This window comes from Streptomyces sp. NPDC059455, from assembly GCF_042750115.1.
Classification (GTDB): Bacteria; Actinomycetota; Actinomycetes; order Streptomycetales; family Streptomycetaceae; genus Streptomyces; species Streptomyces endocoffeicus.
This window is the reverse complement of sequence record NZ_JBHYVB010000147.1, coordinates 1-22,714: the sequence shown is the minus strand read 5'-3', so window position 1 is coordinate 22,714 and position 22,714 is coordinate 1. Positions and strand designations below refer to the sequence as shown.

The 22,714-nt window shown below is 72.0% G+C and carries 22 protein-coding genes; 5 read left to right on the top strand and 17 right to left on the bottom strand.

Features of this window, described 5'->3' with window-relative positions; translation table 11 throughout:
- Positions 1–14 precede the first annotated feature (14 nt).
- From ACFXB5_RS37755 to ACFXB5_RS37710, 10 genes are all read right to left on the bottom strand, one after another.
- A complete protein-coding gene (locus ACFXB5_RS37755) occupies positions 15–1,541 on the bottom strand; it encodes a GMC oxidoreductase (protein WP_385216929.1) in 1,527 nt (508 codons plus the stop codon).
- Between the two features lie 59 nt (positions 1,542–1,600).
- A complete protein-coding gene (locus tag ACFXB5_RS37750; RefSeq protein WP_385216953.1) occupies positions 1,601–2,731 on the bottom strand; it encodes an ROK family protein in 1,131 nt (376 codons plus the stop codon).
- A gap of 186 nt (positions 2,732–2,917) precedes the next feature.
- Entirely contained in the window at positions 2,918–3,739 is an 822-nt protein-coding gene (locus tag ACFXB5_RS37745) for a DUF3159 domain-containing protein (protein WP_385216926.1), read from the bottom strand.
- Positions 3,740–3,742: 3 nt separating this feature from the next.
- The gene (locus ACFXB5_RS37740; protein ID WP_037962343.1) at positions 3,743–4,093 is read right to left on the bottom strand and encodes an OB-fold nucleic acid binding domain-containing protein; all 351 of its coding nucleotides are present in this window, start codon (positions 4,091–4,093) and stop codon (positions 3,743–3,745) included.
- A 124-nt stretch (positions 4,094–4,217) separates the two neighbouring features.
- A complete protein-coding gene (locus ACFXB5_RS37735) occupies positions 4,218–4,901 on the bottom strand; it encodes a response regulator (RefSeq protein WP_044569286.1) in 684 nt (227 codons plus the stop codon).
- Positions 4,898–7,510, bottom strand: coding sequence for an ATP-binding protein (locus tag ACFXB5_RS37730; RefSeq protein ID WP_385216922.1), 2,613 nt, complete (start codon positions 7,508–7,510; stop codon positions 4,898–4,900). Before ACFXB5_RS37730 ends, ACFXB5_RS37735 begins: the two co-directional genes overlap by 4 nt.
- 288 nt (positions 7,511–7,798) lie before the next feature.
- A complete protein-coding gene (locus tag ACFXB5_RS37725; RefSeq protein WP_385216919.1) occupies positions 7,799–8,689 on the bottom strand; it encodes a hypothetical protein in 891 nt (296 codons plus the stop codon).
- 320 nt (positions 8,690–9,009) lie between these two features.
- Complete coding sequence (locus ACFXB5_RS37720) at positions 9,010–9,792, bottom strand: DUF3710 domain-containing protein (protein WP_385216916.1); 783 nt, start codon at positions 9,790–9,792, stop codon at positions 9,010–9,012.
- A 1-nt stretch (position 9,793) separates the two neighbouring features.
- A complete protein-coding gene (gene dut / locus ACFXB5_RS37715) occupies positions 9,794–10,309 on the bottom strand; it encodes a dUTP diphosphatase (protein WP_191066121.1) in 516 nt (171 codons plus the stop codon).
- A complete protein-coding gene (locus ACFXB5_RS37710; protein WP_385216913.1) occupies positions 10,306–10,887 on the bottom strand; it encodes a PaaI family thioesterase in 582 nt (193 codons plus the stop codon). The genes dut and ACFXB5_RS37710 overlap by 4 nt, the downstream gene beginning before the upstream one ends.
- 59 nt (positions 10,888–10,946) lie before the next feature.
- Here ACFXB5_RS37710 and ACFXB5_RS37705 point away from each other — a divergent pair, with 59 nt between their 5' ends.
- Positions 10,947–11,393 (top strand): DUF3093 domain-containing protein, encoded by a 447-nt coding sequence (locus tag ACFXB5_RS37705; protein ID WP_385216910.1) that lies wholly within the window; start codon positions 10,947–10,949, stop codon positions 11,391–11,393.
- Positions 11,394–11,411: 18 nt separating this feature from the next.
- Here ACFXB5_RS37705 and ACFXB5_RS37700 read toward each other — a convergent pair whose 3' ends face one another.
- The 4 genes from ACFXB5_RS37700 to ACFXB5_RS37685 all read right to left on the bottom strand — a co-directional run bounded on the left by ACFXB5_RS37700 (position 11,412) and on the right by ACFXB5_RS37685 (position 14,743).
- Positions 11,412–12,092: a hypothetical protein gene (locus ACFXB5_RS37700; RefSeq protein ID WP_385216907.1), complete on the bottom strand. Its 681-nt coding sequence runs from the start codon at positions 12,090–12,092 to the stop codon at positions 11,412–11,414.
- Between the two features lie 35 nt (positions 12,093–12,127).
- Positions 12,128–12,430, bottom strand: coding sequence for a DUF4193 domain-containing protein (locus ACFXB5_RS37695; RefSeq protein ID WP_009714537.1), 303 nt, complete (start codon positions 12,428–12,430; stop codon positions 12,128–12,130).
- A 405-nt stretch (positions 12,431–12,835) separates the two neighbouring features.
- Positions 12,836–14,083 (bottom strand): HAMP domain-containing sensor histidine kinase, encoded by a 1,248-nt coding sequence (locus tag ACFXB5_RS37690; RefSeq protein ID WP_201852693.1) that lies wholly within the window; start codon positions 14,081–14,083, stop codon positions 12,836–12,838.
- Positions 14,084–14,089: 6 nt separating this feature from the next.
- Positions 14,090–14,743: a response regulator transcription factor gene (locus ACFXB5_RS37685; RefSeq protein WP_044569293.1), complete on the bottom strand. Its 654-nt coding sequence runs from the start codon at positions 14,741–14,743 to the stop codon at positions 14,090–14,092.
- A 361-nt stretch (positions 14,744–15,104) separates the two neighbouring features.
- On the opposite strand from ACFXB5_RS37685, the gene ACFXB5_RS37680 reads away from it, so the two are divergent.
- Positions 15,105–15,278, top strand: a complete 174-nt coding sequence (locus tag ACFXB5_RS37680; RefSeq protein WP_020867951.1) for a hypothetical protein — start codon at positions 15,105–15,107, stop codon at positions 15,276–15,278.
- Between the two features lie 214 nt (positions 15,279–15,492).
- On the opposite strand, the gene ACFXB5_RS37675 is transcribed toward ACFXB5_RS37680, so the two are convergent.
- Complete coding sequence (locus tag ACFXB5_RS37675) at positions 15,493–16,293, bottom strand: inositol monophosphatase family protein (protein ID WP_385216903.1); 801 nt, start codon at positions 16,291–16,293, stop codon at positions 15,493–15,495.
- A 118-nt stretch (positions 16,294–16,411) separates the two neighbouring features.
- Positions 16,412–17,563: a ferrochelatase gene (locus tag ACFXB5_RS37670; protein ID WP_385216900.1), complete on the bottom strand. Its 1,152-nt coding sequence runs from the start codon at positions 17,561–17,563 to the stop codon at positions 16,412–16,414.
- A 118-nt stretch (positions 17,564–17,681) separates the two neighbouring features.
- Here ACFXB5_RS37670 and ACFXB5_RS37665 point away from each other — a divergent pair, with 118 nt between their 5' ends.
- Both ACFXB5_RS37665 and ACFXB5_RS37660 read left to right on the top strand, forming a co-directional pair.
- A complete protein-coding gene (locus ACFXB5_RS37665; protein WP_385216897.1) occupies positions 17,682–18,938 on the top strand; it encodes an MFS transporter in 1,257 nt (418 codons plus the stop codon).
- A complete protein-coding gene (locus ACFXB5_RS37660) occupies positions 18,892–20,217 on the top strand; it encodes a D-arabinono-1,4-lactone oxidase (protein WP_385216894.1) in 1,326 nt (441 codons plus the stop codon). The genes ACFXB5_RS37665 and ACFXB5_RS37660 overlap by 47 nt, the downstream gene beginning before the upstream one ends.
- Before the next feature lie 102 nt (positions 20,218–20,319).
- Here ACFXB5_RS37660 and ACFXB5_RS37655 read toward each other — a convergent pair whose 3' ends face one another.
- A complete protein-coding gene (locus ACFXB5_RS37655) occupies positions 20,320–21,189 on the bottom strand; it encodes a hypothetical protein (RefSeq protein WP_385216892.1) in 870 nt (289 codons plus the stop codon).
- A 390-nt stretch (positions 21,190–21,579) separates the two neighbouring features.
- On the opposite strand from ACFXB5_RS37655, the gene sepH reads away from it, so the two are divergent.
- Complete coding sequence (sepH, locus tag ACFXB5_RS37650) at positions 21,580–22,629, top strand: septation protein SepH (protein WP_385216889.1); 1,050 nt, start codon at positions 21,580–21,582, stop codon at positions 22,627–22,629.
- Positions 22,630–22,714: the final 85 nt, after the last annotated feature.

The window sequence follows — 22,714 nt, the reverse complement described above, 5'->3', positions numbered from 1 at the left end:
GTTTCGGACCCCTCTCAGTGGACGGCGGGCGCGGTGATGCGTTCGGCGACGGCGCGAGCGGCCCGTACGGCGGTCACCGCGCCGGCCAGCGTGACGTTGGCGGCCATCGCGGTGGGGATCACGCCGTTGCCCGCGAGATACAGGTTGTCGAAGCCCCACACCCGGCCGTCGGGGTCGCACACGCTGGTGCCGTCGTCGGCACCGCCTGCCCGGACGGTGCCGGTCTGGTGCAGCGACGAGCCGGGCGGGAGCAGGGCCAGTTCGGTCTCGGGATCGAACGTCCCGAACTCCTCGGCGAGCGATCGGACTTGGTCCCGCCCCCGGCTGATCAGCTCGCGGTCGGCGTCGGAGTAGCCGAACTCGACGGTGAACCGTGGCATCCCGGCGAGGTCGGTGTCCGACTCCGAGAAGACGAGCCGGTTCTCGGGGCGGGACTCGACGGGGGCGTACAGCGACAGGCCCACCGAGTGCGCCAGGGGGCGGCCGGCCTCGTCCACGTACGTGCGGTTCATGATCTGGCCGTGGAACGGCTGCGCCGCTCCGTTCTGCGGCAGCCAGAGCGAGTCCGTGGCGAACTCGCCGGGGAGCGGCAGGGGCAGGGCGTCGAGGCCGATGCCGAACCGGTCGAGGTCGAGCAGCACCCGGGCGCTGATGAACGCGTGCTCGTTGAGGTGACGCCCCAGTGCCGCGGGCCGTATGCCGGACGCGAACAGCAGTTGCGGGGTGCGCAGGGTGTCGGCGCACACCACCACGGTGTCCGCGAGGAGTTCGGACTCGGCGCCGTCGGCCACGCGACGCAGCCGGGCGCCGGCGACCCGGCCGCCCTCGGTGACGAGGGCCGTGGCGAGGGTGCCGGTCAGGAGCGCGAAGGCCGGGTCCCCGCCCGTCGCGATCGCGGGGAAGACCGTGCCCGGAGCCGTGCGCGGCATGGGTCCCGCCGGTGTCGCGGTGACCGCCATCGGCATCGGCTGCGGCCGCCGGTCGTCCGGTCCGACGCCGTCGTAGCGTCGGCCCAGCACGTCAAGTACCCGCTGCCCGACCGGGGTTGGGCCGATGGCGGCGGGTGTGACCGCGAGCAGGCGGCGCGCGGTGTCCAGATCCGTCGCCCAGCGGTCCGGGTCGCCGAAGTCGAACACCTCGTCCCCGGCGGGCCAGGGCGTCGCGGCGGTCCAGTGCACTCCCATGCCGCCCGCGTTCCACGCGAGCGCGGCAGCCGGCATCGCCTCGGCGTCCTCGCCGAAGGCGAGCGCGTGGAACATGCCGGGTGCCAGGCCGGTGATGCTGTCCCCGACGTCGCGCACCACTTCGGCGCCCGTGTACAGGCCCTGGATGCCGGTGGCGACCCGCTCGTTGTAGCGCGACCACAGGGCCGGGTCGTCGAGGTCGTGCAGGTGCAGGCCGGGGGCCGAGCCGATCGGCCGACCGCCGTCGACCATGGTGATGTCCAGCGTCAGATCGGTGTCCCGCAGCAGCCGGGCCACGACGGACCCCATGATGCCGCTGCCCACGATGAGAACGCCGGTCCTGCTGGTGCCGGTCATGGTCGGGCTCCTGTCCTGCGAAACGTGGTGTGAGGGGAAAGTACTGGTGGGATGCGCGATCACGCGCTCGGGACGGGCGGGCCGAACAACTCGGTGTCCATGTGGTCGAGCACGAACTTGACGGCGCCGATGAGCGGGCCGTCGGAGCCCAGTACGGTGGCGCGCAGTTCGACGGCGGGGGTACGGGCGCCGCGCATCGCCTCGCGCACCGGAGGCAGCAGCACATCGGCCGCGTCCTCCAGCCCGCCGCCGAGCACGATGAGTGACGGCGCGACCGTCCACGACAGGGTGGTGAGGATCGACGCGATGTTCTCCACGAACTCGTCGACCTCCGCGAGCGCCGCCGTATCGCCGGCCCGAGCCGCGGCGAAGCGGCCGAGCGCGACACGCCGCCGCGCCGGATCCGGTGAGGTCAGCCACGCCACGGGACGGTCCTCGACCGAGCCCGCCGGCAGCGACACCGCCTCGGCGATCTCGCCCGCGGCGCCTTCGAAACCACGGTGTACGTCCCCGCGTATGAGGATGCCGAGACCGGTCCGGTTCCCGAGCATCGCCCATACGACGTTGTCATGGTCACCGGCCGCACCCCGCCAACGCTCGGCGAGCGCACCGAGATTGGTGTCGTTGTCCGCGAACCACGGCACGCCGATGCGCCGCCCGAGTTCCTTGGGCAGGTGCACGCCTTCCCAACGCGTAGTGTGCACCAGACGTCGTACGACGCCGTCGTCGTCGATCGCGCCACCGCTCGCGATCGCTCCGGCCCGCAGCCGGTCGGCCGACCCGCCCGCGTCGTCGAGCGCCTCCAGCACCAGCGCCGCCGCGTCGTCGAGCGTGGCCTTCGGATCCTGGTAGGCGCGCAGCGGCCGGTGCGCCCGGCCGACGATGCGGCCGCGCACGTCGGCGACGACCGCGGACACGTCCAGGGTGGTGACGCGCACAGCCGCCAACAGCGCGTGGTCGGCTCGCAGTTCGTACCGGCGAGCGGGGCGCCCGGCGCAGCCGCTCACCGGCACCCGCTCGAGTTCGCTCACCCAGCCCGCGTCGACGAGTGAGTCCAGGATGAGTTCGATGGTGCGGCGGGACAAGCCGACCCGCTCGGACAACTCGGCCAGCGTCATCGACCCGGCCGACACCGCCAGGGCGCGAAGGATCACCGAGGTGTTGACCCGCCGGACGGCGCTCTGGTTCATCCCGGGCATCAGCACGCCTCCGCCGAGACGGACCCCGTCGCCACCACCGGGTCGAACACACCTGTGGTGTCGGCCGCCGACGTAGCCCCGGGCCTGCCGTACTCGCGAGTGGGGTCGCCGAGCCTCCCGCGGGGGGCCGGCCCCCCCCCCCCCCGCGGGTCTCAGTGGTGGGTCCAGTGGCGGGTCTCAGTGCCGGGGCGGCTGCTGGTCGGCGGATTCGGTACGGGCCTCGGACACGATCTGGCCGGTCCACTCCGAGAGCAGCGGATCGGCGATCTTGTCGGCCTCGGCCTTCGCCCGCTTCCGGTCCCGCTCGGCCTTCTCCTCCGCCTCCATCTCCGCGATGACGTCGATCGGCGGCGGGGCCTTGGCCAGGAAGATCCAGGTCAGATAGACGCAGAGCAGGAACGGCGGAATGCCGAGCGCGACCTTGACCCAGCCGAGCTGGGTGGCGTCCCCCCACCAGTAGAGCGGGAACAGCACGGCCGACTTGGCCAGCAGGATCAGCCCCCACGCCCAGGTGGACCGGGTGTAGGCGCGGAACCGGCCCGGGTTGCGGGTGCGCCAGGAGAGGTTCTCCTTCAGCATCGGCCCGAGCAGCACCCCGATCAGCGGGAAGCGGAAGATCGCCGAGAGGATGTAGGCGATCGACAGGCCCAGGGTGTAGAGCATGCCCGGCAGATAGAAGTTCTTCGCGTCGCCGGACATCATCGCGAAGATCGCGCCGAACGCGACCCCGAAGACCCCGCTGAAGGCGTGCTTCAGCGTCTCCTTGCGCACCAGCCGGGCGAGCCCGAGCAGCACGGTGAGGCCGATCGCGGCGATCGCGGCGAGGTGGATGTCCCGCTTGATCGTGTACAGCAGGACGAAGACCAGACCGGGGACGGTGGTGTCCACCATGCCCCGCACCCCGCCGAACGCCTCCAGGAGCGCGGTGTCCGCCGCCGCTCTGCTGTCGGCGGCGGTGTGTCGGTGCCCGGTCGGGGGCGTCTTGTCGTCTGGCGTCACCGGCTACTCCTGTCCGAGCGGTCGGAGTTCGTACTTCGGATTGAACAGCACCCGGCGCCCATGGCTCATGGAGATCCGGCCCGAGGCGATCAGCTTGCGCCCCGGTTCTATCCCGATGATGGAGCGACGGCCCAGCCACACCACGTCCAGCGCGGCGGTGCCGTCGAAGAGCTCCGCCTCCAGCGCGGGAACTCCGGCCCGCGGCCTGAGCGTCACCGTGCGCAGCGTGCCCGTCACCTTGACGATCTGACGGTCACCGCAGTCGCCGATCTTGGTACAGCCCGCGGCCTCCGCGTCCTGCTGCAACTCGGCGGAGTGCAGTTCCTCCTGGGAACTCGACAGCCGGTCCAGCATCCGCCGGAACCGGCCGGCCGGTTTGTCGGACCTGTCTCCCCTGTCGGCCCCGTCGGAGGGCTGGCGTACGGAACTCATACGGCCAGCGTACCGGTGAGCCATCGGCGAAACGCCGTCCCCGCGCTCATCGCTCGAACCGGTAGCCCATGCCCGGCTCGGTGACGAAGTGCCGCGGATGGGAGGGGTCGGCCTCCAGCTTGCGGCGCAGCTGCGCCATGTACACCCGCAGGTAGTTGCTCTCGGTGCCGTACGAGGGGCCCCAGACCTCCTGGAGCAGCTGCTTCTGGCTGACCAGCCGCCCGGCGTTGCGCACCAGGACCTCCAGCAGATGCCATTCGGTGGGCGTCAGCCGCACATCGCGGCCGTCGCGATGGGCCTTCTTGGCGGCCAGGTCGACGGTGAACACGTCGGTCTCCACCACCACCGAGTCCTCCGGCCGCCCGACGGGCTCGGCGCGGCGGACGGCCGCGCGCAGCCGGGCGAGCAGCTCGTCCATGCCGAACGGCTTGGTGACGTAGTCGTCCGCCCCGGCGTCGAGCGCCTCGACCTTCTCGTCCGAGGTCTGACGGGCGGAGAGCACCAGGATCGGCACCCGGGTCCAGCCCCGGAGCCCCCTGATCACCTCCACCCCGTCCATATCGGGCAGGCCGAGGTCGAGCACGATCACATCGGGATGGCGGGCGGCGGCGAGCCGGAGTGCGGTGGCGCCGTCCGAGGCCGCGTCCACCTCGTACTTGCGCGCCTTCAGGTTGATCACAAGGGCGCGCACGATCTGCGGCTCGTCGTCCACCACGAGCACCCGGTTCATCTGGCGGGCCTGCCTTTCCCTGTCGTTGTACCTGACGTGGAGCCGACCTCGACCGGGGGGCCGGGGGCGACCGGCGGGCGGTCGCGGGCGACACGCAGCGTGAGCACCATGGTCATCCCGCCGCCGGGGGTGTCCTCGGCGGTCAGCCGCCCGGCCATGGCCTCCGCGAAGCCGCGGGCGACGGCCAACCCGAGGCCGACCCCGGCGCCGCGCGGGGCGTCCCCGTACCGCTGGAAGGGCTCGAAGATACGGTCCTTCTCGCTGTCCGGCACGCCCGGCCCGCCGTCGGCCACGCGCAGCTCCACCCGGTCGCCGAGGGCGCTCGCGGAGACCAGCACGGGGCGGTCCGGCGGGCTGTACTTCACCGCGTTCTCCACGATGTTGGCCACGGCGCGCTCCAGCAGCCCGGGGTCGACCGCGACCATCGGCAGCTCCTCGGGGATGTCGAGGGCGACATCGGCCTCGGGGACGCCGACGAGCGCCATCGGCACCACCTCGTCCAGGTCGATCTCCCGGATGAGCGGGGTGACGGTGCCGGTCTGCAGCCGCGAGATGTCCAGGAGGTTGCCCACCAGGTGGTCCAGCCGGTCGGCGCCGCTCTCGATGCCCTCCAGCAGCTCGGCCTCGTCCTCCGCCGACCAGGCCACGTCATCGGAGCGCAGGGAGCTCACGGCCGCCTTGATGGCCGCGAGCGGGGTGCGCAGATCGTGGCTGACGGCGGCGAGCAGCGCGGTGCGGATGCGGTTCCCCTCGGCCAGCTCACGGGCCTGCCCGGCCTCCTGGGCCAGCCGCTGCCGGTCGAGGACGACGGCGGCCTGGGCGGCGAAGGCGGCGAGCACCCGGCGGTCCTCGGCGGGCAGGACCCGGCCGGAGAGCGCGAGCGCCATATGGTCGCCGACCGGCATGTCCACCTCCGCGTCCTCGGGCCGCTCGGGCGGCGGGGTGCCGCCGTGGCCGCCGACGCTGCCCGCGCAGGTCCAGGGGGCGACGTCGCTCTCCCGCTCCAGCAGCGCGACGGAGTCCATGGCGAACGTCTCGCGGACCCGCTCCAGCAGCGCCTCCAGGCTGGTCTCACCGCGCAGCACGCTGCCCGCGAGGAAGGACAGTATCTCGGACTCGGCGCGCAGCCGGGCGGCCTGATGGGTGCGGCGGGCGGCGAGGTCCACCACGGAGGCCACACAGACCGCCACCGCCACGAAGATCGCTATGGCGACGATGTTCTCGGGGTCGGCGATGGTCAGGGTGTGGGTGGGCGGGGTGAAGTAGTAGTTGAGCAGCAGCGATCCGACGGCCGCCGAGGCGAGGGCGGGCACCATGCCGCCCAGCAGGGCGGCCAGCACATTGAGGAACAGGAAGAGCAGCACCTCGTTGGCGAAACCGGGCCCGGCCTCCGAGGCGAGGGTGGCGCCGGTGGCGGTGAGCAGCAGCGTGAGCAGGGCCGGTCCGGCCACCCCGACCACCCAGCCCGCGATCAGCCGGGAGCGGCCCAGCCGGACACCGCGCGCCACCGGCAGCCCGCGGCCCTTGGCGACCTCGTCGTGGGTGACGATGTGGACGTCCAGATCGGGCCCGGACTCCCGGGCGACGGTGGCGCCCACCCCGGGTCCGAACATGTACTGCCAGGTCTTGCGGCGGCTGGAGCCGAGCACGATCTGGGTCGCGTTGACCCCGCGGGCGAACTCCAGCAGCGCCCCGGGGATGTCCTCCCCTATGACGTGGTGGAAGGTGCCCCCGAGGTCTTCGACGAGGGTGCGCTGGACCGCCAGTTCCTTGGGGGAGGCCGAGGTCAGGCCGTCGCTGCGGGCGATGTAGACGGCGAGGATCTCGCTGCCGGAGCCCTTGGCCGCCATCCGGGCCGCCCGGCGGATCAGCGTCCGCCCCTCCGGGCCGCCGGTCAGGCCGACGACGATCCGCTCACGCGCCTGCCAGGTGGAGCGGATGGAGTGCTCGTCGCGGTACTGCTGAAGGTATTCGTCCACCCGGTCGGCGGTCCACAGCAGGGCCAGCTCACGCAGCGCGGTCAGGTTCCCGGGCCGGAAGTAGTTCGACAGCGCGGCGTCGACCTTGTCGGGCGCGTAGATGTTGCCGTGCGCCATGCGGCGGCGCAGCGCCTGAGGCGACATGTCGACCAGCTCGATCTGGTCGGCCCGGCGCACCACCTCGTCCGGGACGGTCTCCCGCTGGCGCACCCCCGTGATCGACTCCACCACGTCCCCCAGCGACTCCAGGTGCTGGATGTTGACGGTGGAGACGACGTCGATGCCCGCCCGCAACAGCTCCTCGACGTCCTGCCAGCGCTTCTCGTTCCGGCAGCCGGGGACGTTGGTGTGGGCCAGCTCGTCGACCAGCGCGACGGCGGGGCGGCGCGCCAGCACCGCGTCCACGTCCATCTCGCTGAAGGTGGGCCCCCGGTACTCCACCTCCCGGCGGGGCACCTCCTCGAGCCCGTGCATCATCACCTGGGTGCGCCGGCGACCGTGGTGCTCCACGAAGCCGACCACCAGGTCCGTGCCCCGCTCGACCCGGCGGTGCCCCTCGGACAGCATCGCGTAGGTCTTGCCGACACCCGGTGCCGCACCGAGGTAGATCCGCAACTTTCCGCGTCCCATGCCCCTATTTTCCCTGTTGGACGGCGCCTGAGCGCTCGGCGAGTCTCCGGCGGGCGATACCCGTCGAGCAAACCCCGCCCCCGGCCGGACCGGCCGTCCCTTGACGCCTCCCTTACGGTCGGCGGCGCCCTCTTGACGCGTCTCTGACGCGCGGCGCCCGCTCACCTCGGGGCAGCGCCCGAACTTCTCGGGGCAAACCCCATGAAAAAGCCGGTGGGCCGTACTCCGCAGAGAAGAGTACGGCCCACCGGTAGACGCTCACATCGGGCCGGGCCTTACGCCGTCGGCTCAGCCGGACGCGAGCGAGCAGCCCGCCAAGGCGTCAAGACCGGAGGGGGCGGTCGAGCCCTGGCGGGAGATCGAGAGTTCGATGCGGTCGATCGTCGAGGCGCGCTTGTCCTTCAGCGGGCCGAGGATCGCGTTCTGTACGAAGTTGGGGCCGCCCTCGCCCGCGGAGGAGGCCAGCCGCTTGTCGGCCTCGTCGAGCTGGGTCTGGAGCAGCGCGATATTGCGGTCCACCTCGGCCTGGGCGGCGGCCGGTACGTCGCCGATCTCGGAGGCGACATCGGGGCAGTTGATCGTCTGGCCGGAGCCCGCGCCGGCCCCGCCGCCCTGGTCGGCTCCCCCGCCCTGGTCGGCTCCTCCGCCCTGCTCTTCCGCGGGCTGGGACGCGGCGGCGGTCGGGCTCGCGGCGCCGCCCGCCTCGCCGCCCGCGCCGGTGTCGGAGCCCGCTCCCGCCCCGCCGTCCGACAGCGTGCACTCGGCGAGCGCGTCCAGCCCCGCCGGCTTCTCGGCGCGCCGCCCTATGGAGATCGCGATGCGGTCCAGGGTGGACTTCCGCTTGTCCGCCAGCGGCCCGAGGATGGCGTTCTGCACGAAGTTGGGGCCGCCCTCGCCCTGGCTGGTGCTGAGCCGCTTGTTGGCCTCCGCCAGCTGGGTGTCCAGCAGGGCGAGGTTGCGGTCCACCTCGGCCTGGGCCTCCGCCGGGATCTCCGGGAGGGAACCGGCTACGGCGGGGCAGCTGATGGCCGAGGCCGCCTTGGTCGACGCACTGGCGTCGCCGCTGCCGTCCTGACCGGCCATGGCGGCTCCCACCACGACGGCCGCACAGGTGATACCGCCGATCGCCCCGGAGAGGAGGATTCTCCGGCGGTGGAGTAACGGAAGGCCACGCGACATCTGATCACTCACCTCGTTGAGGTCGGACAGGGGGTGTCTCTCGCGACGCGCCTTCTCCCCCTCGGAGCGTCACAAGGTCTCGCGCCCATGAGTACGGCCGGTGCGGCGGGTGTGTTCAACGGGTTCCGGGAAATCCCGGAAAACCCGAAGGAAGGGCTCCGGAACATGCCGAAGGGGCCCGGGGGCCCTGCCCCGGGCCCCTTCCGGGCCTTGGTGCTCTGTCGTACGCGAGCTGTCGTACGCGAGCTCCGCGTGCGAGCTCTCGTACGCGATTGCCGTACGCGAGCTCTCGTCCGCGAGCTCTCGTCCGCGAGGGCGGCTCAGCGCACCTCGGAGATCTCCGGGCCGCGCTGGAGCCGGTCGGCGCCGCCCGCGAACCGCGAGCCCTGCGCCTCGTCCTGCTGCACCCCGTCGGGCACCATCTGCGCGTCGTCCGGCAGCTTGAGGACGATCGGGTCGCGCGGGGCCATCGGGCCCTCGCCGCGCACCACGACCGTGTCCCGGAAGATCGCTTCCAGCAGACTGCCGGTCTCGGGCTGCACCGCGCCCTGCCCGGAGATCACACCGCGCAGGAACCAGCGGGGCCCGTCCACGCCGACGAAGCGGACCACCTGCACACCGTTCTTGCCGTCCGGGAGCTGCACCGGCACCTGGGCGCGCAGCTCCCAGCCGAGCGGGCCCTCGACCTCGTCGACGATCCCGCCCTGCTGGGTGATGCCGGTGGCGATCTCGTCGCGCACCTCGCCCCAGATGCCTTCCTTCTTGGGCGCGGCGAACCCCTGGAGCTGTACGGCGCTATCCCGCAGCACCACGGTCGCGGCGACGATCGCGTCCCCCGCGACCTCCACCCGCAGCTCCATGCCCTCCACGCCGGGCACGAACAGACCTCCGAGGTCCACCCGGCCCTCGCCGGGCTCGCGCACCTCGGACACGTCCCAGGGGCCCTCGGGGCGCGGGGCCGGTGGCAGGCTCACCCGCCCCTCCACGGGTGCGGCGGTGTCCTCAGCGCCGTCCGCGTCCTCCGCGTCCTCGGCCAACTCGTCGGAGGTCACGTCGAGCGACTCGACGTCCTCCTTGCTGCGCTTGCGGCGACGTCCGAACACGTCATCGTCCTTCCCGGTCGGAACCGACCGAAGCGTATCCATTCCCACCCGTTGTGCCGTCCACGGCGGCATGACCGCCGGTGGACCCGAAGCCCCCTTCGGCCCGCGCCGACCCGGGAAGCTCCGCCACCTCCTGGAAGCGCACCTTCTCGACCTGCTGGACGACCAATTGGGCGATCCGGTCGAAGCGCTCGAACCGCACGCTCTCGCGCGGGTCCAGATTGACCACGATCACCTTGATCTCTCCACGGTACCCGGCATCGATGGTCCCCGGGGCATTCACCATGGCGACGCCGCAGCGCGCGGCGAGTCCGGACCGTGGATGCACGAAGGCGGCATACCCCTCCGGGAGCGCGATAGACACTCCGGTGGGCAGAACCGCGCGCTCCCCGGGGGCCAGCTCGGCGGGCTCGGTGGTGACCAGGTCGGCCCCGGCGTCGCCGGGGTGGGCGTAGCCGGGGATCGGCACCTCGGGGTCCACCCTGCGGATCAGCACGTCGACGGGGAGCGGGCTCATGGGTTCACCTCGAAAGCGCGCGCGACCTTCACCTGATCCGGATCGGCGAGCGCCGCGTCGATCTCCTCCGCCCGGCCGTTCTCGATGAAGTGGTCGACCCGCACCTCTATGAAGAGGGCCTGCGCCCGCACCGCGACGGGGCCGTCGGGGGCGTCGATCCGGCCCGTGGCCGAGCAGTAGATCTTGCGTCCGTGCACGGCGGCCACCCGTGCCTCCAGGTGGAGCTCGGCGCCGACCGGTACGGGCCGTACGAAGTCCGTCTCCAGCCGCCCGGTCACCGCGATCACCCGCTGGAGCCAGTTGAGCGACCCGAGCGTCTCGTCCAGCGCCGCGGCGAGCACCCCGCCGTGGGCCAGGCCCGGCGCGCCCTGATGGCCGCTGCGCACGGTGAACTCGGCGGTGACGCTCACGCCCTCGCCCGCCCGTGTGGTCAGCTCCAGGCCTCGCGCCTGGTCGCCGCAGCCGAAGCACTGGTCGTAGTGCGCGCCGAGGATCTCCCCGGGCGCGGGCGCGTCGGGGTGGCGCACGGGGGTCTTGGAGCCCTCCGGCGGCGTCAGCCCTGTCGTTCGTCCACTCACAACGGCTGACCTTACCCGCGAGAACAGTCCGGGTCGGCGGCCATGCCAAGCTGATACGCATGCGGCCTTACGACGAACGCCTCAGCGCGCCCCGTTCCTGGTGGTTCATCGCCCTCCTGATGGGGGTCTCAGTGGGGTTGATCATGCTGCCGTTCGGCACCCTGCCGATGCTCGGCGGGCTGATCGGCGGGGCGGCGCTGGCCTGTGTGGCGGTGAGTTCGTACGGCTCGGCGCGGGTGCGCGTGGTGGCGGACTCACTGGTGGCCGGCGAGGCGAAGATCCCGGTGACGGCGCTGGGGACGCCACAGGTGCTGGACGCCGCCGAGGCGGCCGCCTGGCGGACCTACAAGGCCGATCCGCGGGCGTTCATGCTGCTGCGCAGCTACATCCCGACGGCGCTGCGGGTGGAGGTCACCGATCCGGAGGACCCGACACCGTATGTGTATGTGTCCACACGGAATCCGGAGGCGCTCGCCGCCGCGCTCACGGCCGTTCGCTCGGCGTGACAGGGGCGCGCGAGGAGCTCATTTCTCCAGGGCTACGGGAAGGTCCCAGGGGATCTGCTTGGCCCGCAGATCCTTGCGGACCTTGCGCGCGAGCTTCTTGGTGTCGCGCCGGTTCATCGCGGCTCCCACGGCCGCGCCGACCATGAAGGGCGCCAGGGACGGCATGTTCCGGAAGCCGCGTCTGAGGACCTGCTGCCGCAGCTCGCGCTTCATCTGGACGCCGAGAGCCGCGTTGACGGTCGCCGGCTGGGCGACGTCGATACCGCGCTCCTCGGCCCAGGCGCCGAGGTAGGCGACGGCGCGCTGACGCGTGGAGCCGGGCGCGCGCACCCCGTAGACCTCGTGCAGCTCGGCGATCAGCTTGAACTCTATGGTGGCCACGCCGACGATCTCGGCGGCCAGCTCGGTGGGCATGGCGGGCGGAGCCGGCAGCATCGCCGCGGCACCGACGCCCGCGCCCACTGTGGCGGTGCCGCCCGCGGCACCGGCCACCAGCTTGTCCGCGAGCTCTTCGGGGCCCAGCCCCGGGAACTGCTTGCGCAGCGTCGCGAGATCGCGGACAGCAATGCGTGGAGCGTTCGCGATGATCCGGTCGGCGACCGCGTAGACCCCCGCTCTCGCGCGCTCACCGCCTCGTCGCACACCACGGCCGACAGCGGTCGCGAGCGAGGCCATCCGGCCTCGCTCGGTCTCGTTCATGTCGTCGTGTTCCACCTCCACGCCGACCCCGCGGCTCAGGCCGCGCAGTCGCGGCAGATCGGCTGGCCGTTCTTGGTCTCGGCGGCCAGCTGGCTGCGGTGGTGCACAAGGAAGCAGCTCATGCAGGTGAACTCGTCGGCCTGGCGGGGCAGGACCCGGACGGACAACTCCTCGTTGGAGAGGTCCGCTCCGGGTAGCTCCAGGCCCTCTGCCTGCTCGAACTCATCCACGTCGACGGTCGACGCGGACTTGTCGTTCCGCCGGGCCTTGAGTTCCTCGATGCTGTCCTCGTTGACGTCATCGTCGGTCTTACGTGGGGTGTCGTAGTCCGTTGCCATGTCTGTCTCCCCCTCTGGGTGTCTGTGGTGTCTCCAGCGCACGTAACGCGTGAGAGGCCGGACTTGTGCCCGACCCGAGGCGGAGATTTTGCCTCACATCAAGGTCTGTTACTCAATCGACACCCAACCGCACCCCTGAAGAGGTGATCGGGTTGGATGGCCATCGGGACCGTACACGGTCCGAATGTCGCACTCACATGCGCCATGACGTGTACTTCCCGTGATCACGGCCCCTGAAAACCCGGATTTTCCCGGCTTTCCGTCAACCGCGGCGATCACACAGAGTATATGGCCGGAAAATCGCCCATGTGATCGATCCCACACCTTACATCGGGTGGGCGGATCACGAAAATTCCGCCCAAAGCGAACACACCCGTCGGATCCCCGGCCGTCCTCTCGCCGACGTCATACCGGCAGCACCACCCGCATCACCAGGCCGCCTCCCTCGCGCGGCTCCGCCGCGATGCGGCCGCCGTGGGCGCGCGCCACGGAGCGCGCGATCGACAGCCCGAGGCCGACGCCCTTGTCGCTGCCGGTGCGCTCCGTACGGAGCCTGCGGAAGGGCTCGAAGATGTTGTCCATCTCGTAGGCGGGGACCACCGGGCCGGTGTTCGCGACCACCAGCACGGCCTGGCCCTGCCTGCTCTCGGTGGTGACCTCCACCCAGCCGTCCCGCGCCACGTTGTACCGCACCGCGTTCTGGACCAGGTTCAGCGCGATCCGCTCCAGCAGCACCCCGTTGCCCTGGACCACCGCGGGCGCACGCTGCCCGCGCAGCTCCACGCCCTTGTCCTCGGCCTCCGCCCGCACCTGCTCCAGCGCCTGGGAGGCCACCTCGGCGAGGTCCACCGGCTTGCGGTCGACGATCTCGTTGTCGCTGCGGGCCAGCAGCAGCAGGCCCTCCACCAGCTGCTCGCTGCGCTCGTTGGTGGCCAGCAGGGTCTTGCCCAGCTGGGTCAGCTCCGGGGACGCCTGCGGGTCCGAGAGCTGCACCTCCAACAAAGTGCGGTTGATCGCCAGCGGAGTGCGCAGCTCGTGCGAGGCGTTGGCGACGAACCGCTGCTGGGCGGTGAACGCCCGGTCCAGGCGCTCCAGCATCTCGTCGAAGGTGTCGGCGAGCTCCTTGAGCTCGTCGTCCGGGCCGTCCAGCTCGATCCGGCGGGACAGGTCCGAGCCCGCCACCTGGCGCGCGGTCCGGGTGATCCGGCCGAGCGGCGAGAGCACCCGCCCGGCCATCGCGTAGCCGAAGGCGAAGGCGATCACGGACAGGCCCAGGAGGGCTATCAGGGAGCGGCGCAGCAGCCCGTCGAGGGCCAGCTGGCGCTGCTCCTTCATGCAGGTGTTCAGGACCGCGTTGAACTGGTCGGGGCTGCTCTGGCCGATGATCTCGGGGCAGGTGTTGTTGGTCGGCTGGACACTGCCGCCGACGAGCTTGAACGGCAGCTCATTGCCGACGTGCAGGGCCTGCGCGGCCAGCAGGTAGATGATCGTCAGCAGCACCACCCCGGCGATCAGGAACATCCCGCCGTACAGCAGGGTGAGCCGTATCCGGATCGTGGGGCGCAGCCAGGGGTTGGGCCGCGAGCCGGCCTGCGGGTCCCAGCTGGGCTTGGGCGGCGCCGTCGGCGGCAGCGGAGTCGGAGTCGTCGCCATGCCTGATCAGATCCGGTAACCCGAGCCGGGGACGGTGACGATCACCGCGGGCTCACCCAGCTTGCGGCGCAAGGTCATCACGGTCACCCGCACCACGTTGGTGAACGGGTCGGTGTTCTCGTCCCAGGCCTTCTCCAGCAACTGCTCCGCGGAGACCACTGCGCCCTCGCTGCGCATGAGCACCTCCAGCACCGCGAACTCCTTCGGCGCCAGCTGGATCTCCTTGCCGTCCCGGAACACCTCGCGGCGGTTGGGGTCCAGCTTGATCCCGGAGCGCTCCAGGACGGGTGGCAGGGCCACGGTCGTCCGGCGGCCGAGCGCCCGGACCCGCGCGATCAGTTCGCTGAAGGCGAAGGGCTTGGGCAGATAGTCGTCCGCGCCGATCTCCAGGCCCTCCACGCGATCGCTGACGTCGCCGGAGGCGGTGAGCATCAGCACACGGGTGGGGATGCCGAGTTCGACAATCTTTCGGCAGACGTCGTCGCCGTGCACGAGGGGCAGGTCCCGGTCGAGGACGACGACGTCATAGTCGTTGACGGCGATCCGCTCCAGGGCGGCGGCTCCGTCATACACGACGTCGACGGCCATGGCCTCCCGGCGCAGTCCGGTGGCCACCGCATCGGCGAGCAGCTGCTCGTCCTCGACGACGAGTACGCGCACGTCGTTGGTCCTTCCTTGATTGCCTCAGTGGGCGGGGTGATCTCGCCAAACTCGATGGGTGTTCGGCGCCTCCATCCTGCCTCGAAGTCTCATAAACCGGCGGTAAGAGGGTCGCCGCGGGATCCCGAGTGCGGATCATGGCCGCGGCGGAGGAGCCCGCGGCGGCCGGAACACCGAATTCAGATTCTTTCGGGTCCGGAGGTTTCCCCCGAAGACGGGGTGGGGAGGACGACTGCACACCCGCGATCACGCCCTGTCCCCGGCATATCTGGCCGGCATTGCCGTCGGCAGGGGCCACTCACGTGATCAACCCGCCGTCGGCACACCCCCGTGCCACCGACCCACGACGAGGGGGCGCAACATGGACGCGTTCACCGCAGGCATTCTGCAGCGCATAGAGAACACCAAGTCCGACCTCATTCGCGCCCGTGAGACGGGCGACGACTTTCTTGTGGACGTGGAGCAGTCGGAGCTGGAAGACCTCCGCCGCCTCGCCGCCGAGCACGGCGTCGAAGTAAGCGCCTCGTTTGCCTGATCCCTTGTGGATTCCGGACCCGATCCAGATCCGGATTCCATGTGACCGTGTGACCGATTCTCATTCACCGCCGGATGGTGATCCAGAAAACATCCGGTAACCACGCCGACGCGCCCCGGTGTCCTCGTGACTCCGGGGCGCTTCCGTGTGTGTGTGGTTCTGTGTGTGCTTCTGTGCGCGTGCTTCTGTGTGTGGATGGCGCCGGGGGCGGGATTCAGTCGTGCCAGGCGCCCAGGTCGTCCAGCAGCCCGCGCAGCGGCTCGAAAAGGCCCGGCGCGGCGGCGATGGTCAGCTCGGTGGAGGCCGGGACGCCCGGCCGCCCTCCGGTGAGCGCGCCCGCCTCACGCGCTATGAGCGCACCGGCCGCGAAGTCCCAGGGGTTGAGCCCGCGCTCGTAGTAGCCGTTGAGCCGGCCGCAGGCCACATCGCACAGATCGATGGCGGCCGATCCACCGCGCCGGATGTCCCGCACCCGCGGCAGCACCCCGCCCAGGACCCTGGCCTGCCCGATGCGGCGTTCGCGCACATACCCGAAGCCGGTGCCGATCAGCGACTCCTCGAGCGGGGCCGCGGGGCGGCAGTGCACCCGCTCCCCGTTCCGCCACGCGCCCTGGCCCAGGACCGCGTGGAAGGTCTCGCCGCGCACCGGGGCGATCACCACCCCGGCGACCGTCTCGCCGTCCTTCTCGGCGGCGATGCTGACCGCCCACGACGGCAGGCCGTAGAGGTAGTTCACGGTGCCGTCGAGCGGGTCGATCACCCAGCGCACCCCGCTGCTGCCCTCGCTGTTGGAGCCCTCCTCCCCCAGCACTCCGTCCCGCGGGCGGCGGCGGGCGAGGAGGTCGGTGATCAGCTTCTCGGCGGCGATGTCCATCTCGGTGACGACGTCGATCGGGCTGGTCTTGGTGGCCGCCACCCCGAGGTCGGCCGGGCGGCCGTCGCGCAGCAGGTCCCCCGCGCCGCGGGCGGCCTCCAGCGCCGTCTCGAGGAGTTCGGTCATGAGCGGGTCGGTCATCGTGCTCCTTAGCGGATTGCCCGGAGGGGCGAGCGGCGGTGGCGGGCCGGGAGGGCGGGCGCGGCCGGTCGGAGCCCGGGGCGTGAGGGCGGGTGAGGGCGGGTGAGGGCGGGCGCGGTCAGTCGGAGCCCGCGGCGGCGGGGCGCGGCGACCGGGCCGGGCAGCAGCCCACCGGGCACACGTCATGGCTCGGGCCGAGGGCGCCCAGGGCGCAGCGCACCGGGGCGGTCGCCGCCCGGCCCTCGGCGAAGCGCTCGGTGGCCGCGCGCTCCAGCACCAGGTCGCGCACGCACGCGGCGAACCGCGGATCGGCGCCGACGGTCGAGGCGCGGGAGACCGGCAGCCCGAGTTCGGCGGCCTTGGCCGTGGCCTCGGTGTCGAGGTCGTACTTGACCTCCATATGGTCCGAGACGAAGCCGATCGGGACCATGACGACGGCGGGCGCGCCCTCGCCGTGCAGCTCCTCGAGGTGATCGCAGATGTCCGGCTCCAGCCAGGGGATGTGCGGGGCGCCACTGCGCGACTGGTAGACCAGCCGCCAGGGGCGCTCGACGCCGGTCTCCTCGCGCACCGCGTCCGCGATCAGCCGGGCGACATCGAGGTGCTGGGCGACGTATGCGCCGCCCTCCCCGTCCTCGGTGTGCGCCGCCACCGGGCCCGAGGTGTCGGCGGCGGCGGTCGGGATGGAGTGGGTGGTGAACGCGAGGTGGGCCCCGGCGCGCCGGCCCTCGGGCAGCTCCGCGAGGGCGGCGAGCGTGGTGTCCACCATGGGCCGCACGAAGCCGGGGTGGTTGAAGTAGTGCCGCAGCTTGTCCACGCGCGGCAGCGGCAGGCCCTCGCCCTCCAGGGCGGCCAGGGCGTCCGCGAGGTTCTCGCGGTACTGCCGGCAGCCCGAGTACGAGGCGTAGGCGCTGGTGGCCAGCACCAGGATCCGGCGGTGGCCGTCGGCGGCCATCTCGCGAAGGGTGTCGGTCAGATACGGCGCCCAGTTGCGATTGCCCCAGTAGACCGGCAGGTCCAGGCCGTGCTCGGCGAAGTCCTTGCGCAGCGCGTGCAGCAGCTCGCGGTTCTGCGCGTTGATCGGGCTGACCCCGCCGAAGAGGAAGTAGTGCCGGCCGACCTCCTTCAGCCGCTCGCGGGGGATGCCCCGCCCGCGCGTGACGTTCTCCAGGAACGGCACGACGTCATCGGGGCCCTCCGGACCGCCGAAGGAGAGCAACAGCAGTGCGTCATAGGGGTCTGGGGCAGGCTGTACTGACTGATCCGGCATGCTTCCGATCCTGCCACCCGCCGCTGACGGGCGGGAAACGGCCCTGCGCGACCAGGCACGGGCCCGTAATCTGTATCAGCGCTCGACGATCCTTACCCTGCTCACGGCGGAGTCTGCCTTGCCCAGTGCCAGCCCCTACCGCGCGATCTTCGCCGCCCCCGGCGCCAAGAAGTTCTCCGCGGCCGGCTTCCTCGGGCGGATGCCGCTGTCCATGGCGGGCATCGGCGTGGTCACCATGGTCTCCGAACTCACCGGCCGGTACGGGCTCGCGGGCGCCCTGTCGGCCACACTGGCGCTCTCCGCCGCCGTCATCGGCCCGCAGATATCCCGGCTGGTCGACCGGCACGGCCAGCGCCGGGTGCTGCGCCCGGCGACCCTCATGGCGCTCGCCGCCGTCTGCGGGCTGCTGCTGAGCGCGCACCGGAGCTGGCCGGACTGGACGCTGTTCGTCTTCGCCGCCGCGTCCGGCTGTGTGCCCAGTGTGGGCTCCATGGTGCGGGCCCGCTGGGCGGCGATCTACGGGGACTCCCCGCGCGAGCTGCACGCCGCGTACGCGTGGGAGTCCATCGTCGACGAGATCTGCTTCATCGTCGGGCCGGTCATCTCGATCGGGCTGTCCACCTCCTGGTTCCCGGAGGCGGGCCCGCTGCTGGCCGCCTGCTTCCTGGCGGCCGGGGTCTTCTCGCTCACCGCGCAGCGGGCCACCGAGCCCGTACCGCATCCGCGCGGGCACCACACCGGCGGTTCGGCGCTGCGCTCGCGCGGGCTCCAGGTGCTGGTGGCCACCTTCATGGCGACCGGCGCGATCTTCGGGGCGATCGACGTGGTCACGGTGGCCTTCGCCGAGGACGAGGGCCACAAGGGCGCGGCCAGTCTGGTCCTGGCGGTCTACGCGGCGGGCTCCTGTCTCGCGGGCGCGGTCTTCGGGGTGCTGCGGCTGAGCGGTCCGGTGTCCCGTCGATGGTTGTGGGGTATTTGTGCGATCGCCGTGAGTATGATCCCGCTCCAACTGGTCGGGAACCTGCCGTTCCTGGCCGTGGCGCTCTTCGTCGCGGGCCTGGCCATCGCACCCACGATGGTCACCACCATGGCCCTTGTCGAACGGCATGTACCACGCGCGCAACTGACCGAGGGGATGACCTGGGTGAGCACCGGGCTCGCGGTCGGGGTGGCGCTCGGCTCGTCGGCCGCCGGATGGGTGGTGGACGCGGCCGGCGCCCGGGCGGGGTACGCGGTGCCGGCCGTGGCCGGGGCGCTCGCGGCCGCGGTGGCGTTCCTCGGGTACCGCCGGCTCCGGCCGGCGACAGAGCGGGAGGGGTCGGGTGCGGATGGCCGTCAGGACCGTGAAGACCGTAGGGAGCAGCGTGTGGCGTAACTGGGCGGGGAACGTGATGGCCCGCCCGACGCGGATCGTCGCCCCGTCGTCCACACAGGAGCTGGCCGAGATGGTGTGCCGGGCGACGGCGGAGGGGCTGAAGGTGAAGGCGGTGGGCACCGGGCACTCCTTCACCACCGCGGCCGCCACCGACGGGCTGCTGATACGCCCCGACCGGATGGCGGGCGTGCGCGGGCTGGACCGCGAGGCGGGGACCGTGACCGTCGCGGCCGGCACCTCGCTCCGGCAGCTCAACGAGACGCTGTCGGCCCATGGGCTGTCGCTGGCCAATATGGGCGACATCATGGAGCAGACGGTGGCGGGGGCGACCTCCACGGGTACCCATGGCACCGGCCGGGACAGCGCCTCGATCGCCGCCCAGATCAAGGGTCTGGAGCTGGTGACGGCGGATGGTTCGGTGCTGCGCTGCTCGGCGGAGGAGAACCCGGAGATCTTCGCGGCGGCCCGGATCGGGCTCGGCGCGCTCGGTGTGGTCAGCGAGATCACCTTCGGGGTGGAACCGGAGTTCCTGCTCTCGGCGCGCGAGGAGCCCATGCCCTTCGACCGCGTGATGGCCGATTTCGAACAGCTTGTGGCCGAGAACGAGCACTTCGAGTTCTACTGGTTTCCGCACACCGGCAACTGCAACACCAAACGCAATAACCGCAGCACCGGCCCCGCCGCCCCGGTGGGCCGGGTCAGCGGCTGGGTGGACGACGAACTGCTGTCCAACGGCATCTTCCAGGTGGCCTGTTCGGTGGGCCGGGCGGTCCCCGCCACCATCCCCGGAATCGCCAAAATCTCCAGCCGCGCCCTGTCCGCCCGGACCTACACGGACATCCCTTACAAAGTCTTCACCTCTCCGCGCCGAGTGCGGTTCCTGGAGATGGAGTACGCCGTGCCGCGCGAGGCCGCCGTCACCGTGCTGCGCGAGCTCAAGGCGACCGTCGAGCGGTCCGGACTGCGGGTCAGCTTCCCGGTGGAGGTGCGCACCGCGCCCGCCGACGACATCCCGCTGTCCACCGCTTCCGGGCGCGACACCGCGTACATCGCCGTCCATCTGTACCGGGGCACCCCGCACCGGGCGTACTTCACGGCGGCCGAGCAGATCATGATCGCGCACGGCGGCCGTCCGCACTGGGGCAAGCTGCACAGCCGCGACGCCGCCTATCTGGCCGGGGTCTACCCCCGGTTCGGCGAGTTCGCGGCGGTGCGCGACCGGCTGGATCCGGACCGGCTGTTCACCAACGACTATCTGCGGCGGGTGCTCGGCGACTGACGCCTCCCGGCCCGTCGGCCGACTGACGCGTCAGGGCACCCCGGGCGACTGACGTCACGGCGCGCCGGGCGACTGACGTCACGGCGCGCCAGGCGGCTGACGTCACGGCACGCCGGTGGCGCCGGGCGTGGGCACGGCCTCGCCGGAAGCGTCCGTTCCGCCCTCCGTGGCACCGCCGGACGGGGTCCGGGAGGGGCCCGGGGTGGCAGGCGCGGAGGTGCCGGGCGCGGTCGCGCCGCCGGTGCCGCCGTCCTGGCCGGAGCCGTCGCCGGAGCCCTTGCCGGAGCCGGACGAACCGGACGCGTCGGGCGTCGGCGCGGTCGAGTCGCCGGCCGCGCCGCCCCCGCGGGAGATGCCCGGGGACGGCGGCTCGTCGCCGCCCCGGGAGGGGCCGGGGCCGCGTGACGGGTCGGTCGGGTCCCGGCGCACGGGGCCGGGGGTGGACTTCGGCCCCGAGGAGCCGCTCACGCTGTCGCTGACGGTGGTTCCGGTCCGGTTCTCCCCCCAGACGTTGGACACCGGGCCGCCGGAGAACATCTCGATCCCCGTGATCACGCTCATGGCGGCGACGAAGACGGCGGCCGCCCCCACGGCGTGGCGCCGCCGGACGCGCGGCCGGGCGCCGTGCGTGGTCGGCTCGCCGTAGTCGCCGGGGGCCGGGGGCGGCGGGGGCGTGACCGGCTCGGCGGGACCGGCGGGACCGCCGTACCGCCGGCGCCCGGTCGGCCGCGTCTGGACCCGCACCTCCTTGATCTGTTCACCGGTGCGCCGGAACAGATGCTGGAAGACGGTGCCGCCCGCGGTCGCCACCACGCTCACCACACCGGCGCCCAGGATCGTCCCGTAGACGCCCAGTTTGGACGCGAGCACCGCGGCGGCGACGGCCGCCAGCGCACTGCCGGCCACATGGGCCACGCTCAGCTCGATCCGCCCGCTTTTGTGTTGTCCGTCGCTGTCGGCCTTGCCGCGCATCTCCCGCCTCGCTTGGACATTCGTTCCAGCCTGCTGGGAGAAGTGACCGATAAACGAAGCAGATCGTTCCGATTCTGTCGTTTCTGTGAAACTTGCCACCCAAATTGGGCCTCACTTCGAAGGATTCAGGCTGCCACCCCCCTCCCGGCCATGAACTCGGCTGGCGTGCCGCTCTACCTGAGCGGCCCGAATGGAGTACTGTGGCGAGCCCTGGCCCCGCTTTCCCGTCCGGCCGCCCGGACCCAACGGGAGGGGTCAGAAAGGCGGCAACCAACCGGCCCGGGCAACTCGGCAAAGTTGTGGCAGGCTGCACCCGGGCAGGCCACACTCGTCTAGCGGGAGAGCAGCGACGCAACCGTGACGTCGGCAGGCACCACCCGGGAGGTCCCCATGCCCGAACTGCGTGTCGTGGCCGTCAGCAACGACGGCACACGGCTGGTGCTCAAGGCTGCGGACAGCACGGAGTACACGCTTCCCATCGACGAGCGACTGCGCGCTGCGGTGCGCAACGACCGCGCTCGGCTCGGCCAGATCGAGATCGAGGTCGAGAGCCATCTCCGGCCCCGTGACATCCAGGCCCGTATACGTGCCGGCGCCACCGCCGAAGAGGTCGCGCAGATGGCGGGCATTCCCGTCGACCGCGTGCGGCGCTTCGAGGGCCCGGTGCTCGCGGAGCGCGCCTTCATGGCCGAGCGCGCCCGCAAGACTCCCGTGCGCCGCCCCGGCGAGAACACCGGACCGCAGCTCGGCGAGGCCGTCGCGGAGCGGCTGTTGCTGCGCGGCGCCGAGAAGGACACCACACAGTGGGACTCCTGGCGGCGCGACGACGGCACCTGGGAGGTGCTGCTGGTCTACCGGGTCGCCGGTGAGCCGCACTCGGCGAGCTGGACCTACGACCCGCCCCGGCGGCTGGTCCAGGCGGTGGACGACGAGGCGCGGGCGCTGATCGGCGAGGCCGACGACACGCCCGAGCCGAGCTTCCCGTTCGTGCCGCGGATCGCCCGGCTGCCGCGCGACCGGGACAGGGACCGGGACCGGACGTCGCCCGAGCGCCTCGGCGACGAGGACGCCCCGGCACCCGCGTCCGCCGCGCTGGACGACGGTCTCGGTGAACGGGACTCGCTCACCAGCCTGCTGGAGGCCGTGCCCAACTTCCGGGGCGACATGGTCGTGCCCGAGGCGCCGGTCGCGTCGGCGGCCCCGCCGCAGGACGAGCCCGTCGAGGAGCCGGAGGCCGTCGAGCCGCCCGCCTCCGCGGCGAGCGCGGGTTCGGCATACGCGGATGTGCTGATGCCGCGCTCGGTGGCGGGCCACCGAGACCGGTTGACCGGTACGACGGACCGCCAGGCGGAGGCGGACGGCGTCCGTCCGGGCCGCCGGGCCGCGGTGCCGAGTTGGGACGAGATCGTCTTCGGCACCCGCCGTAAGAAGCAGGAGTAGCGGCTTCCGCCGCGCCGACGGGGCCCGCCCCCCCCCCCCCCGCTGGTGGAGCCGTGAGGCGCGGGGGGCGGCGCCCGCCCCCCCC